Genomic DNA, 12902 nt, shown 5'->3' with positions numbered 1-12902 from the left:
GCCCGGCCATGACCGACAACTTACCCTGCTATGAGGTCTACGCGCTGCGCTACGCGCGCATGACGCGCCCGGCCTCGCACAATTTCATCCTGCACGATGCGCACGACGGCACCGTGGACATGGACTTCTACGTGTGGCTGATCAAGCTGGGCGATACCGCCATCCTGGTGGATACGGGCTTTGGCGAGCGCGGCGCGTCGCAACGCGGGCGTCCGCTGGAGTGCTGCCCGATCGAGGCCTTGCGCCACCTGGGCGTGCGGCCCGAACACATACGCGACGTCATCCTCACGCACCTGCATTGGGACCATGCCGGCAACCTGGACAAGCTGCCCAATGCCCGGTTCCACCTGCAGGAGACCGAAGCGGCGTTCGCGACCGGCCCGTGCATGTGCCAGCCCGTGCTGCGCAGGGCGTTCGCAGTGGAGGACGTGTGCGAGTTCGTGCATCGGCTGTACGAGGATCGCGTGGAATTCCATGACGGCGACGCCGTGCTGCAGCCCGGCATCGAACTACTGCGGATCGGGGGCCATACCAAAGGGTTGCAGGCCGTGCGGGTGCATACCGCGCGCGGCTGGGTGGTGCTGGCGTCCGATGCGGCGCACTATTACGACAACGCGACGCTGAAGATTCCGTTTCCGGTGGTGGTGGACGTGGAACAGATGCTGGCCGGGCACAAGCGCCTGCTCAAGCTGGCCGGATCGGTCAGCCATTTTGTGCCCGGACACGATCCCCAGGTGCTGAAGCGCTATCCCAGGCTGCCGGGGGATCTGCCGGTTGCCGTCGCCATGCTTCACGAAAGCCCCGAGGTCTGACATTTCATACGACGCGCCCGCCGGGCGCGGCGACTCCTACTTTGGAACCCTGGTCACCATGCATGCAACTTCCAATCTGCGCGCTCCGTCTTCCAGTCTTGCGCTGGGCCTGGCGCGCTTTGCGCGCGGCCTGACGCTGGAATCGATGCCGGCGGCAGTGCGCGAGAAATCGCTGCTCCACATCATCGACGCCATCGGGCTGGGCATCGCCGCGCACCAGTTCGACTTTTCCGGGCCGGGCCTGGCCGGCATCCGCGCCGCGGGCGCGCCGGGCGACGCCACGGTCATCGGCGGCGGGCCGGCGCTGCAGGCGCGCGATGCGGCCATGGCCAACGGCTACCTGATGCACGGCCTGGACTTCGACGACACGCACCCCGGCGCCATCGTGCATCCGTCGGTAGCGTGCCTGCCCGCGGCGCTGGCGCTGGGCGAGACCCGGGACCTGCGCTGGGGGGAACTGCTGACCGCCTACGCGATCGGCATGGAGACGGCCATCCGCCTGGGCCGGTCCGTCAAGGGCGGTTTTCACCAGGGCGGCTACCATGCCACGGGCGTGGTGTCGCACTTCAGCTCGGCGCTGGTCGCCGGCAAGCTGTTGGGCTTGACCGAAGAGCAGCTGGTGGCCGCGCAGGGCATCGCGGCCAGCACGGCCTCGGGCGTGCAGGTATTCCTGGAAGACGGGGCCTGGACCAAGCGGCTGCATCCCGGCTGGGGCGCCTTTGCCGGCATCACCGCCGCGCAGATGGCCCAGGCCGGGTTCTTCGGGCCGCGGCGTCCCTATGAAGGGCAGTTCGGCCTGTACGAGACCCACATGCAGGCGCGGGCCGACCAGGTGGACGCCGATTCGGTCATCAATGCGCTGGGCCACGAATGGTCGCTGATGGAGACCTCCATCAAGCCCTATCCGGTGTGCCACTTCATCCACGGCTGCGCCGAAGCGGCGCTGCGCATCCAGGCGCGCATCCAGGACGCCGGACGCATCCGCTCGGTGGATTGCGAGCTGCCCGCCGCGACGCTGCCCATCGTGGCCGAACCGGCGCACATCAAGACCCGTCCGCGCAGCGACTACGACGCCAAGTTCAGCGTGCAATTCGTCGTGGCGGCCTGCCTGGCGCTGGGGTGCTTCACGCTGCAGGAATTGGCGCCTGGCAGGCTGGCGGATCCCGCGCTGCTGTCGCTGGCCGGTCGAACCACGTGCCGCGCCCAGGAAGTCACGGAATTCCCCCGGTATTTTTCGGGCGCGGTGACGGTGACGCTGCACGACGGCACCGAGATTCGCGAGGACATCCCCATCAATCTGGGCAGCGGCGAACGCGCGTTGGGGCAGGGCGATATCGTCGAGAAGTTCAAGGCCAACGCCGGTTTGACCATGCCGCCGGTGCGCACGGCGTTGATCCTGGACGCCTTCCTGTCGGCGGAGCCGTCCACGCCGGTGCGCGACCTGACGAAGCTGCTGGGTTGAGCCTCTTGCGGGGACCATCGGCAGGATGGGCAAGGGCGGCGGCCGGGAGTATGCTAGCCAGCCGTCCGCCGCCGGGCGGCTTGCCACGCTGGCCCAACAAGAAGATGTCATGCCATGGACATGCGCCAATTGCGCTACTTTGTGACGGTTGCCGATGAACTCAGTTTCCGGCGGGCCGCCGAAAGGCTGAATATCTCGCAGCCGCCCCTGTCGCAGCACGTCAAGTCGCTGGAAGAGGAAATGGGGGTGCAGCTTTTCCAGCGCACCCGCCGCGAAGTCAAGCTCACCCCGGCCGGCCAGGCCTTTCTGCGCGAAACACGCATCCTGCTGGACCAGATGCGCACCGCGGTCAACGCGGCGGTGCGCGCCGGCAATGACGACACGGGCGTGTTGCGCGTCGGGGTCGCGACGTCCGCGCTGTTCCATCTGGTGTCCCATATCCAACGGCTGGTGGCCGCGGAATTCCCCGGGGTCGCACTGTCGCTGGTAGACATGGTGTCGGCCGAGCAGGTGAAGGCGGTGTCGCTGGGCCTGCTGGACGTGGGCATCGTCCATGCGCGGCCGGAGCGCACCGAGGTGCGCCGCCAGCTCATCCACCGCGAACCGCTGGTGGCGGTGCTGCCCAGCCGGCATCCGCTGGCCCAGAAAGAAGGCTTCCAGCTATCGATGCTGTCGGAAGAGCCGATGGTGGCGCTGCATCGCGAGCACGGACCGGCGATCTACGACGCCATCGTCGCCTGCTGCCACGAGGCCGGTTTCAGCCCGGACATCCGGCACATGGCGCGCAGTCCGTTGACGATTTTCCAGATGGTGCGCTTGGGCCTGGGCGTGTCGATCGCCCCGGCGTCCTATGCGACCACCGGCTTCGCGGGCGTCGTGTTCCGCGAGCTGCCGCAAAGCGCGGGCCAGGTCTGCATGGAAATGATCTGGAGCGACAAGCACGCCAGCGACCTGACCCGGCGCGTCGTGGGGCACCTGGCAAAGCGCATGGCGCTGGACGCCTGAGGACGCGGCGGTCAGTCCACGCGTATCGGTTCGGCCAGCAGCGCCAGAAGCGGCGCGGCGTCGCGCAGTCCGTCCAGGTCCTCGACCATGTCGACGATGGCGCGCGCCCGAGCGGCGGGGATGACGGCTTCCGCGATCGCTCGGAACTTGTCCGTCACGTCACGATGCGACAGGGGATTCTCGGGGCTGCCCCGCCGGTGCAGGATCTCGCGATGCAAGACGGCGCCCGCCCGTGTGCGCACTTCCACGCGGGCTGCGTGGCGAAAGGCGGGGCCCATGGCGTCGATGTCCGGATCGGGACAGGCCTGGATGCGCCCGATCAGCGACAGCAGGCGGGGATCGCTCAGGCGGTCTTCGCGATACTGCGCCACGAAGGCTTCCCCGTCCACGGCGATGGCCGCCAGTCCGTAGAACAGATTCATCTGCGCCGCCGTGACGCCCTGCGCAAGGTAGGGCCACGCGCAGTGCACGTGCGTCATGGTGCTGACGCCAACCCGGATATGCGCGATGTCGTCGGCCGACAGCGCGGCTTCGCGGCAGATCGCCCGCAGCGCATCCTGGGCGGCGTGGATGCTGGTGACGGAGGCATACGGCTTGTAGCCGATCTTGCCGGCTTCCCAATCCTGGCCCAGGCCGTCCGTCAGGCGCGCGGCGTCGGGGGCGCCTGAATACGTACTTAGAAACCCGCCGTAGTCCGCCTCCAGCACATTGGTGATGCCGGTGAAGCCGCGGCGGGACAGCAGCGCGGACATTACGCCGCTCTGGGCTGCGCGGCCGGCGTGCAGGCGTTTGACCATCGCGCCTTCCTGCGCGGCCATCAGGCCGGCGGCCTGCGAGCCAGCGATGCCGTAAGTATGGAGAGTCTGGTTTTCGTTCAGTCCCAGCATGCGGGCGGCGGCCGCAGCCGCTACGAAACAGCCCGATGTGCCCTGGGGATGAAAGCCGCGAAAGAACAACTGCATGGTCGCGGCGTTGCCGACGCGTGTTCCGATTTCATACCCCGCAGCCAGCGCCGCCAGCCAGTCACGGCCGGACCGAGTACCGGCCTGGCTCGTCAGCGCGGCAATGGCCGGCAACGCCAGCGAGCCCGGGTGGACGATGGATTCCTTGTGGATGTCGTCCAGCTCGAAGGCATGTCCCGCCGTGGCGTTGACCAGCGCCGCATTGCCCGGGCTGGTGGCTACACCGGCGCCGAAGACGGCAGCCTTTGGCTGGCAGCCGTCCTCGCACGCCATGGCCAGCACGTGCCGCGTCCAGGGTGCGAGATGCCATACAGGCAGCAGCCGATGCTGTCGATCAGGCTGGTTTTCATCTTGCCGATGACGGCATCGGGAATCGACGCGTAGCGCAGGCCGCTGGCAAAGGCGGCCAGCGTCCGCGTCGCGCCCGCGGGCAGGGCTGGCTGGGCGGGATGCATGGGGCCTGCTTTAGACGCGTTCGGGCAGGTCGGTCTTGACCCGTCCGTCGATCAGCTTGATGACCGCCGGGTGGTAGTTCTGCGCATAGCCGGCGTCGCGCGCCTTGCACATCATGTCGTGGGCATAGGCGCCGATGCGCGGGCGAAAGCCTCCCTCTTTGGCCAGGTCCAGCGCCAGCGCGCAGTCCTTGATGGCGTAGGTCATGGGAAAGGTCTTTTCCGGGAAGTCATCCTTCGCCAGCGACTTGAGCCCGTGGTTGCGCAGCACGAAACTGTCGGCCGATCCCTGCGACAGCAGGGTCAACAGCTTTTCGGCCTCCATGCCCGCCTGGCGGCCGATGGTGATGGCCTCGGCCAACGCGCTGACCGTCATGAACACCACGTAGTTGTTGAGGATCTTGACGATCTGGCCGCTGCCGACGTCGCCGCAGTGCAACACGTCGCTGCCCATGCAGTTCAGGTAGGGCGACACCCGTTCGAAATCCCGCGCCGATCCGCCCACGCTGATGAACAGCTTGCCGTCGACGGCGGCCTGCTTGGTGCGGGCCACGGGAGCGTCGACGAAATCGATGCCTTCAGCCGCCAGGCGCTCGGCCAGCGCCCGCGTGCGCGACACGTTGCTGGTGCTCATGTCGACGATCAGGGAAGGACGGCGGGGCGACTCCAGGATGGCCTGGCATACCGATTCGACCTGGTCGATCGACGGCAGCGACAGGAACACGATGTCCGCCTTGCCGGCCACCTGCGCCACGCTGGCGGCCAGTTCGGCGCCGTGGGTCGCGGCTTCGTCCGCGGCGGCTTGCACCGAGTCATAAGCCACGACCTGGCGGCCCGACTTCTTCAGCAGGTTGGCGCACATCGGGCCACCCATGACGCCCAGGCCGATGAATCCCAGCACCTCTTCGTTCTGCTTCATGCGATGTCTCCTTGATGTTCAGGTGCGCGGCGCGGCGTTCGCGCCACGCGACTTGATGACCTTGATGACCTTCTCGTAGGTCTGGTATTCATTGGCCTGGAAGGCGGCGAATTCCTGGGGGCTGGAGCCGACCGGGATGAAGGACAGGGCTTCGAACTTCGCCTTGACGGCCGGATTCTTCAGCGCCTCCCGCGTGGCCGCGTAAACCTTGTCGATGACCGGCTGCGGCGTGCCGGCCGGGGCCCATATGCCATACCAGCTTGGCATGTCGAAGCCTGCGTAGCCGGCCTCGGCCACCGTGGGCACGTCGGGGATCGCCGACACGCGCTGGCTGCTGGTGACGGCCAGCGCCCGCAGCTTGCCGTCCTTGACGTGCGGATAGGCGGACGCCATGGGCTCGGTCATCGCCGTGACTTGGCCGCCCATCAGGTCGACCAGCGCCGGGCCGCCGCCGCGATAGGGGATGACCTCCATCTTCACGCCGGCCTGCTCGTTGACCAGTTCGCACGCCAGGTGCCCGGCCGCGCCATAAGCGGCGATGGCCCAGGTCAGTTCGCCCGGCTTGGCCTTCGCGCCCGCCACCAGGTCCTTCAGGGTCTGGTACGGGCTGTCCTTGCGCACCAGCACCAGCTGCGGCTGCGCGCCGATCTCGGTGATAGGCGCGAAGTCCTTGAGCGCGTCGTAGGTCACCGTGTCCAGCAACAGGGGGTTGGCGACCTGTAGCGACGCGTTGAGCAGCAGGGTGTAGCCGTCGGGCTCCGCCTGTTTGACGTAACGCGCGCCAAGGACGCTGCTGGCGCCCGGCTTGTTCTCGATGATGACGGGTTGGCCCAGCGCTTCCTGCAGCGCCTGGCCCAGCGTGCGCGCGACCGTGTCCACCGAGCCGCCGGGCGGGAAGGGCACCACCATGCGGATGGGCTGCGTGGGCCAGGTCGTGGCGGCGTGCGCCGCCGTCCAGAGTGGCAGGGCGGCGGTCAGCGCCACCGCCGCAAGGCCGGCGCGCAGGACGTGGCGCCGGCCCGTCCTTGCCGGACCGGCCTCCTTCTTTCGTGCGTTCATGTCTCTTCCTTTGGCAGTTTGGCCTGGCTCGATCGGCTCAGGTCCGGATGGCGAAGGGGTCGCGGACCCCTTCGGAAAAATCGATCATCACGTTGCGCGTCGTCAGGTATTCGCGCAGGCCGGCTTCGCCGCGTTCCCGCCCGATGCCCGACTGCTTGAAGCCGCCGAAAGGCGCCTGCGCGGCGATGGCGCGATAGGTGTTGACCCAGACGGAGCCCGCCCGCATTGCCCGCGACACGCGCATGGCTCGGTTCAGGTCCCGGGTCCAGAGGCCGGCGGCCAGGCCGTATCGGGTGCCGTTGGCCATGCGGACGGCGTCTTCCTCGGTGTCGAACGGAATCACGGCCAGCACCGGGCCGAATGTCTCTTCCTGCGCCAGGTCGCTGTAGTTGTCGACGTCGGCGAAGATGGTCGGCTCGATGAAGTATCCGCGTTCCAGACCCCCACCTTCGGCACGCCGTCCCCCGCATACGAGCTTGGCGCCGGCGGTTTGCGCCCGGTCGATCGTGGACAGGATGCGGTCGAACTGCGGCTTGTTGGCGACCGTGCCCATCTCGGTGGCGGTGTCCAGCGGATTGCCCATGCGGATCTGGCGCGCCCGCTCGGCCAATGGCGCCAGCACGCGATCCATGACGCTGCGCTGCACCAGCAGCCGCGAGCCGGCCACGCACGTCTGGCCCGTCGCGCCGAAGATCCCGGCCAGCGCGCCCACGATGGCCTTGTCCAGATCCGCGTCCTCGAAAATGATGTTGGGGGATTTGCCGCCCAGCTCCAGCTTCACCGGGGTCAGGCGCCTTCCGGCCATGGCCGCGATCTCCGCGCCCACGCCGGGACTGCCGGTAAAGCTGATCAGCGCCACGCCGGGATGTTCGACCAGCGCACGTCCGGTATCGGCGCCGCCCGTGACCACGTTGAACACGCCATCCGGAAACCCCGCCGCCTGGACCAGGCTGGCGAATTCCAGGGTCGACGCCGAGGCGTGCTCGCTGGGCTTGACCACCACGCAGTTGCCTGCGGCCAACGCCGGGGCCAGTTTGTTCGCCAGCAGCGCCAGCGGAGAGTTCCAGGCTGTGATCAGCGCCGCGACGCCATAGGGCTCCATGCTGAGGTAATCCAGCGTATCGGGCTGGTCCAGCGGGATCTGCTGGCCATAGAGTTTGTCGGCGTAGCCGGCGTAATAGCGCAGCTGCCGGCCGACCCACACCATCTGCGGGCGCGTCTCGCGGATGATCTTGCCGTTGTCGGTGGATTCGATGCGCGCCATCCGGTCGGCGTTCTGCTCGACGAGTTCGGCCAGGCGCAGCATGCACTGGGCGCGCTTGATGCCGGGGGTGTGGCGCCACGTCTGCTCGAAGGCCCGTTCGGCCGCCTTGACGGCGCGGTCGACATCCTCTTCGCAGCCGTCGGGGATTTCAGCCCACGCTTCGCCCGTGTAGGGGTTGTGCGAGGCGAGCATGCGCCCCTGGACGGGCGGAACGCTTTGCCCATTGATGAACAAGCCATAACGCTGCATGTGCGCGGTCTCCGTTTGGCATGGGGATTGTTGTGCGGGGGCGGTCGGTCGAGTGCCGGCGCTTGCCGCTACGTGCCATGCGCAAAGTCTGGGGCCGCGCTTTGCGCGCGTCCAATACGGAATCACGAATTCTGTGATAGCGATCCGCGACATGCAGGCGCCGCGTGCCGGGCTTCTGGATCAGAAGCAGCAGGACGGGATAGGGATTACCCGCCGGTCTTCTTGTCCTTCCGATGCGTACGGAAGAGCAGATGCGTGGCGGCCAGGTGGAAGCGCATGGCGATCTGCGCGCATTCGGCATCGCGGGCGCGCAGCGCGGCGATGATTTGGCGATGGTGTTCCACGCTGCGCAGCATGTCTTCGCGGCCGTAGAAGTAGAACGACCCGATGATGATGGGCATGTCCAGCAGGTTTTCGACCAGGGAACGCACCCGCGCCGATTGCGCGGCCTCGAGCAGCGTGTGGTGAAACAGGTTGTTGTAGTGCTGGACCTGGGAGACGTGGTCGGCAGCGTTGGAATTCACGGCGTCGAGCATGCATTGGTTGATGCGCTCGAGTTCTTCTATCTGTTCCGGGGTCGCGCGTTCGGCCGCCGCCTTGGCGGAATAGGGTTCGAGCAGCATGCGCAGCTCGAAGGCTTCGTCGATGTCGCGGTCCTGCCAGCCCAGCACGACGGCGCCGCGCCTGCCTTCACGGGTGACCAGGCCGTCGGCGATCAGGCGTTCGATCGCGTTGCGGACCGGCGTGCGGCTGACGGAGAGCTGGGTGGCGATGTGCTCTTCGCGCAGGGGCTCGCCCGGCAGGAAAGATCCTGCCATCAGGCGGCGTCGCAATTCTCCGTATACGTAATCAGTGGCGCTCGACATGAGGGCTTGCCATTCCGGATTTCAAACACAGGACTATACCAACGGCGGACGCCTACCCTTGCTGCGGGTTGACGCCGCATTCGGCCAGGCGTTGCAGAAAGCGAGGCCAGACTTCGGGATTGAGAAGGCGGGCCGGCTGGCGGCCGGCCAGCATGTCCATGATCTGCGTGGCCGAACCCCGCGCCACCTTGCGCCGGCCTTCGTGCGTGACGCCGCCCGTATGGTAGGCGGCGATCACGTCGGGACGCTGCAGCAGGCCGCTGCGCGGGGGCGGCGGTTCCACCTTCCAGACATCCAGTCCCGCGCCGGCCAGATGGCCGCTTTCCAGCGCGGCAAGCAGCGCGTCCTCGTCATGGATGCCGCCGCGCGCCGTGGAAATGAACAGCGCGCCGCGCTTCATGCGCTGGAAGGCGGACGCATCGAACATGCCCCGGGTGACGGCGTCCAGCGGGCAGTGCAGGCTGACGATGTCGGCCTGTTCGAGCAGGGTGTCGAACGACACGGGTTCCGCGCCGCGCTCCACGATCTGCGCCGGCGGGACCAGCGGGTCGTAGGCGATGACGCGAAGGCCGAACCCCGCTGCGATGCGGGCCGCCCGGCGTCCGATCTCGCCGATGCCGACGATACCGAACACGCGGCCTTCGATTTCGTGTCCCATCAGGGCCTCGCGGCTGACGGCCGTGCCGGCCCGAAGCGCAGCGTCCGACTCGCCCAGCCGCTTGACCAGCGACAGCAGCAGGGCGAACGTCATTTCCGCGACCGAGGCGGCGTTCGCGCCCGCCTGGTTCACGACCGCCACGCCGGCCCGGGTGCAGGCCGCGACATCGACCGTGTCGTACCCGGCGCCGCCCGACGACACGCACAGCAGCTGCGGGCACTGCGCCAGCAGGTCAGCCGATACCTGCCAGCGGGCAGGGACCTCGTCCTTGGCCGCGCTGACGTGATAGGCATGCGCGCCCGCCAAGCCGGCCGCCGTCACGGCGTCGCCGTTGGCGGGAAGCACCTGGAGATCCAGCGACGCATCCTGCCCGATCGCGTCGTCGAACGCCGGATCGATCCACAGATCCAGGCGCGCGACGCGCAACCGTTGCGCGAGGGCCGTCGGGGCGTTCATGCCTGCACGCCCGAGCAGCCCAGGGCCTTGAGCCGGGCGTCGACCCACGAGGTATCCAGGGTTCCGGCAGCGATGTCCGCCAGCATCTTGGTTTCCACGTCGTGCTTGGCCGCCGCCGCCTGGTAGATGGCTTCGGCCTGGTCGTACGGAACGGCGAGCAGCCCGTCGTCGTCGCCCAGGATCAGGTCGCCCGGCGCAATGGTCATGCCGTCCAGCGCGACGACGCAGTTGATCTCGCCCGGCCCATCCTTGTACGGGCCGCGGTGGGTGACGCCGGCCGCGTAGACGGGGAAGGCGCTGCGGCGGATCGTGCCGCAGTCGCGGATGGCGCCATTGATGATGATGCCGGCGATGCCGCGCGACTCGGCGTAGGTCGTCATGATCTCGCCGATGATGGCGTTGGTCAGGTCGCCGCCCGCGTCCACCACGATGACGTCGCCGGGCTGCGCCAGGCTCAGGGCCTTGTGCACCAGCAGGTTGTCGCCGGGGCGGGTGCGCACGGTCAAGGCGGGACCGGCCAGCGGATGGCCGTCGTGCATGGGGCGCAGCCGGGCGCCGCCGGCCGTCATGCGCGACATGCAGTCGCTGACGTTCGCAACCGGGACCTTGCGGAACTTTTCCACGATTTCCTTGCTGACCGCGCGCTGGCGGGCGTGAATTTCAAAGCCAATCATCATTGCTCCTGATCGCTGGGATGTGCGTTTCTGCTTACTGTTTGGGAATGCCGGCTTCCTGCACGACCTTGCCGAAAGCGTCGTGGTCGGCGCGATGCTGGCGGGCCAGATCCTGCGGCGAGCCCTTCATGACGCTGTAGCCGGCGTCTTCGAGTTTCTTGATCAGTTCCGGATTCGACTGCACCTTCTGCAGTTCGCTGTTCAACGTGGCGATCACGTCGTCAGGCGTCTTGCCCGGCGCCATCAGCCCCCACCAGATGGACTGGTTGATGGTCTTGAAGCCGCTTTCGGGGAAGGTGGGCACGTCGGGCAGGGCCGGGGACCGCTCGTCGGCGACCACCGCCAGCGCGCGCACCTTGCCGCCGCGGATCTGCGGCAGCAGCGACGCGACGGATCCGACGTACATGTCGATCCGGCCGCTGGCCAGGTCGGGGAACGCCTGGCTCCAGCCGCGGTAGGGCACGTGCATCAGTTCCATGTTGGCCGCCTTGCGCCACAGATAGCCGGTCAGGTCGCCGGTGCCGCCGATGCCGGGAATCCCCAGCGAAACCTGGTTGGGGCGCGCCTGGGCGGCCTTCACCACGTCGTTCACGGTCTTGAAGGGGGAATCGGGCAGCACGACGAAGACGCTGGGCGAAGACGCCACCGGGCCGACCGGCTTGAAGTCCTTGAACGTGTCGTAGCTGAGTTTGCTGTACAGCCACGGGTTCAGGACGATGTTGTCGGTCTGCGCCATGACGAGCGTGTGGCCGTCGGGATTGGCGCGCGCCGTGGCGTCCAGCGCCAGGTTGCCGCCCGCGCCCGGCTTGTTTTCCACTACGATGTTCCAGCCGGCGTCCTGGCTGATCGCGGAGCCGATCATGCGCGTCAGGGTATCGGTGCCGCCGCCCGGGGGAAAAGGCGAAATCAGGGTGATTGGGCCCTTGCCCAGGTCGGCGGCATGCGCGGCGGCGCAGCCCAGCACCAGCGTCGCGGCCAGCAGTTTCTTGAATACTTTCATTGTCGTCCTCACAAGGTTTTTTTCAGGGTCCAGACCGCGCTCTTTGGCGCGGTGGAGGTGATCAGGGTTGGCCCGCCAGCGTGGTCAGCCAGGCCAGTCGGGCTTCGACGGAATCGGGAATGTCGGCCTGGCCGTTGGCTCGCGCGGCCTGGATGCCTCGGGTCGTCCGGTCGAACAGCTGTTCGACCCCGTTCAGCACCAGCGGCTCCAATCCGGCTTCATGGAGCTGGTCGCGGGCCTCGCGCACTTCGGCCAGACGGCGCGGGGCGTGCAGCACGTGCGAGCGCACGAAGGAATCCATGAACGCCGTAAGCGGCGTGCGATCGATATCGGCCAGGACTTCGTACAGGGAGGCGCGCAGGCTCATGCGCTCGGCGGCCACCATGCACTCGACGGCCAGGCTTTCCATGCCCTTGGTCATCACGCTGCGCAGCAGCTTCAGGCGCACGGCGTCACCCGGCTTGCCGTCGATGATTCGCACGGGCGCACCGGCGCTTTCTCCCAGCGTGGTCACGACCTGAGCGCCGTCGCCTGCGCACAGGAGCGGCGTCTTCTCGGCCAGCAGGGCGATGGCGCCCATGATCGCCACGTCCATGAATGCGACGGGCCACTGCTTCGCGGCGCTTGCCGCGGCCTGCATGTTCGCCGCGCTGGCGGTGGTGAAGTCCGCGTAGACCGCGCCGTCGCGCATGTGCGGGAATGCCTGCTGGGCGACTTCGGCCGCGTTGTAGCCGTAGACGGCCGAGACGACGACGTCCGCTTCGGCCATCCAGGCGCCCGGTTCGGTATGCAGCGCCGCGCCCGCAGCTTGCGCGCGGGCGTCCATTTCGGCGTCCGCGCGCAGTTCGCAGATGCCGACGAGGGTGTGTCCGGCGGCGGTCCATGCTCGGGCGTAGCAGTGCCCGACCTCGCCGCAACCAATCAATGCGATTTTCATTTTAAAAACACATAAAAAAAACAATACGTGTTTATAGATCGCGGATATGTCGGCGAAAAGGTGGTGTTTACCCGTAGATTTAGTCTATTCGGGTACATAAAAAAAACAATAGGCGCGATGTTATGGC

The 12902-nt window shown here is 67.5% G+C and carries 13 protein-coding genes; 3 read left to right on the top strand and 10 right to left on the bottom strand.

Annotated features, from left to right (window positions below; translation table 11 throughout):
- Positions 1-8: 8 nt before the first annotated feature.
- From RT614_RS10240 to RT614_RS10230, 3 genes are all read left to right on the top strand, one after another.
- On the top strand, positions 9-812 hold the full coding sequence (locus tag RT614_RS10240) for an N-acyl homoserine lactonase family protein (RefSeq protein ID WP_313621994.1): 804 nt from the start codon (positions 9-11) through the stop codon (positions 810-812).
- Between the two features lie 58 nt (positions 813-870).
- A complete protein-coding gene (locus tag RT614_RS10235) occupies positions 871-2274 on the top strand; it encodes an MmgE/PrpD family protein (RefSeq protein ID WP_313621993.1) in 1404 nt (467 codons plus the stop codon).
- Positions 2275-2388: 114 nt separating this feature from the next.
- A complete protein-coding gene (locus tag RT614_RS10230; RefSeq protein ID WP_313621992.1) occupies positions 2389-3279 on the top strand; it encodes a LysR family transcriptional regulator in 891 nt (296 codons plus the stop codon).
- 11 nt (positions 3280-3290) lie between these two features.
- Here RT614_RS10230 and RT614_RS10225 read toward each other — a convergent pair whose 3' ends face one another.
- From RT614_RS10225 to RT614_RS10180, 10 genes are all read right to left on the bottom strand, one after another.
- On the bottom strand, positions 3291-4514 hold the full coding sequence (locus tag RT614_RS10225) for an MmgE/PrpD family protein (protein WP_313621991.1): 1224 nt from the start codon (positions 4512-4514) through the stop codon (positions 3291-3293).
- Entirely contained in the window at positions 4460-4696 is a 237-nt protein-coding gene (locus RT614_RS10220) for a hypothetical protein (RefSeq protein WP_313621990.1), read from the bottom strand. Before RT614_RS10220 ends, RT614_RS10225 begins: the two co-directional genes overlap by 55 nt.
- 10 nt (positions 4697-4706) lie before the next feature.
- Positions 4707-5612 (bottom strand): NAD(P)-dependent oxidoreductase, encoded by a 906-nt coding sequence (locus RT614_RS10215; RefSeq protein WP_313621989.1) that lies wholly within the window; start codon positions 5610-5612, stop codon positions 4707-4709.
- A gap of 18 nt (positions 5613-5630) precedes the next feature.
- Positions 5631-6671, bottom strand: a complete 1041-nt coding sequence (locus tag RT614_RS10210; RefSeq protein WP_313621988.1) for a tripartite tricarboxylate transporter substrate binding protein — start codon at positions 6669-6671, stop codon at positions 5631-5633.
- A 37-nt stretch (positions 6672-6708) separates the two neighbouring features.
- On the bottom strand, positions 6709-8184 hold the full coding sequence (locus RT614_RS10205; RefSeq protein ID WP_313621987.1) for an aldehyde dehydrogenase: 1476 nt from the start codon (positions 8182-8184) through the stop codon (positions 6709-6711).
- 206 nt (positions 8185-8390) lie between these two features.
- Positions 8391-9050, bottom strand: a complete 660-nt coding sequence (locus RT614_RS10200) for a GntR family transcriptional regulator (RefSeq protein WP_313621986.1) — start codon at positions 9048-9050, stop codon at positions 8391-8393.
- Between the two features lie 52 nt (positions 9051-9102).
- Complete coding sequence (locus RT614_RS10195) at positions 9103-10164, bottom strand: hydroxyacid dehydrogenase (protein ID WP_313621985.1); 1062 nt, start codon at positions 10162-10164, stop codon at positions 9103-9105.
- Entirely contained in the window at positions 10161-10838 is a 678-nt protein-coding gene (locus RT614_RS10190) for an RraA family protein (RefSeq protein WP_313622054.1), read from the bottom strand. Before RT614_RS10190 ends, RT614_RS10195 begins: the two co-directional genes overlap by 4 nt.
- A 34-nt stretch (positions 10839-10872) precedes the next feature.
- Positions 10873-11838 (bottom strand): tripartite tricarboxylate transporter substrate binding protein, encoded by a 966-nt coding sequence (locus RT614_RS10185; RefSeq protein ID WP_313621984.1) that lies wholly within the window; start codon positions 11836-11838, stop codon positions 10873-10875.
- A gap of 61 nt (positions 11839-11899) precedes the next feature.
- Positions 11900-12775, bottom strand: a complete 876-nt coding sequence (locus tag RT614_RS10180; RefSeq protein WP_313621983.1) for an NAD(P)-binding domain-containing protein — start codon at positions 12773-12775, stop codon at positions 11900-11902.
- Positions 12776-12902: the final 127 nt, after the last annotated feature.

Source organism: Achromobacter sp. (assembly GCF_032102605.1).
In the GTDB taxonomy this organism is placed as follows: domain Bacteria; phylum Pseudomonadota; class Gammaproteobacteria; order Burkholderiales; family Burkholderiaceae_B; genus Achromobacter.
The sequence above is the reverse complement of the archived record's forward strand: the minus strand, read 5'-3'. Positions and strand labels throughout refer to the sequence as shown.

Coding starts and splice junctions, on each gene's coding strand:
- RT614_RS10240 (WP_313621994.1), top strand. CDS start 9: ATGACCGACAACTTACCCTGCTATGAGGTCTACGCGCTGCGCTACGCG.
- RT614_RS10235 (WP_313621993.1), top strand. CDS start 871: ATGCATGCAACTTCCAATCTGCGCGCTCCGTCTTCCAGTCTTGCGCTG.
- RT614_RS10230 (WP_313621992.1), top strand. CDS start 2,389: ATGGACATGCGCCAATTGCGCTACTTTGTGACGGTTGCCGATGAACTC.
- RT614_RS10225 (WP_313621991.1), bottom strand. CDS start 4,514: ATGGCGTGCGAGGACGGCTGCCAGCCAAAGGCTGCCGTCTTCGGCGCC.
- RT614_RS10220 (WP_313621990.1), bottom strand. CDS start 4,696: ATGCATCCCGCCCAGCCAGCCCTGCCCGCGGGCGCGACGCGGACGCTG.
- RT614_RS10215 (WP_313621989.1), bottom strand. CDS start 5,612: ATGAAGCAGAACGAAGAGGTGCTGGGATTCATCGGCCTGGGCGTCATG.
- RT614_RS10210 (WP_313621988.1), bottom strand. CDS start 6,671: ATGAACGCACGAAAGAAGGAGGCCGGTCCGGCAAGGACGGGCCGGCGC.
- RT614_RS10205 (WP_313621987.1), bottom strand. CDS start 8,184: ATGCAGCGTTATGGCTTGTTCATCAATGGGCAAAGCGTTCCGCCCGTC.
- RT614_RS10200 (WP_313621986.1), bottom strand. CDS start 9,050: ATGTCGAGCGCCACTGATTACGTATACGGAGAATTGCGACGCCGCCTG.
- RT614_RS10195 (WP_313621985.1), bottom strand. CDS start 10,164: ATGAACGCCCCGACGGCCCTCGCGCAACGGTTGCGCGTCGCGCGCCTG.
- RT614_RS10190 (WP_313622054.1), bottom strand. CDS start 10,838: ATGATTGGCTTTGAAATTCACGCCCGCCAGCGCGCGGTCAGCAAGGAA.
- RT614_RS10185 (WP_313621984.1), bottom strand. CDS start 11,838: ATGAAAGTATTCAAGAAACTGCTGGCCGCGACGCTGGTGCTGGGCTGC.
- RT614_RS10180 (WP_313621983.1), bottom strand. CDS start 12,775: ATGAAAATCGCATTGATTGGTTGCGGCGAGGTCGGGCACTGCTACGCC.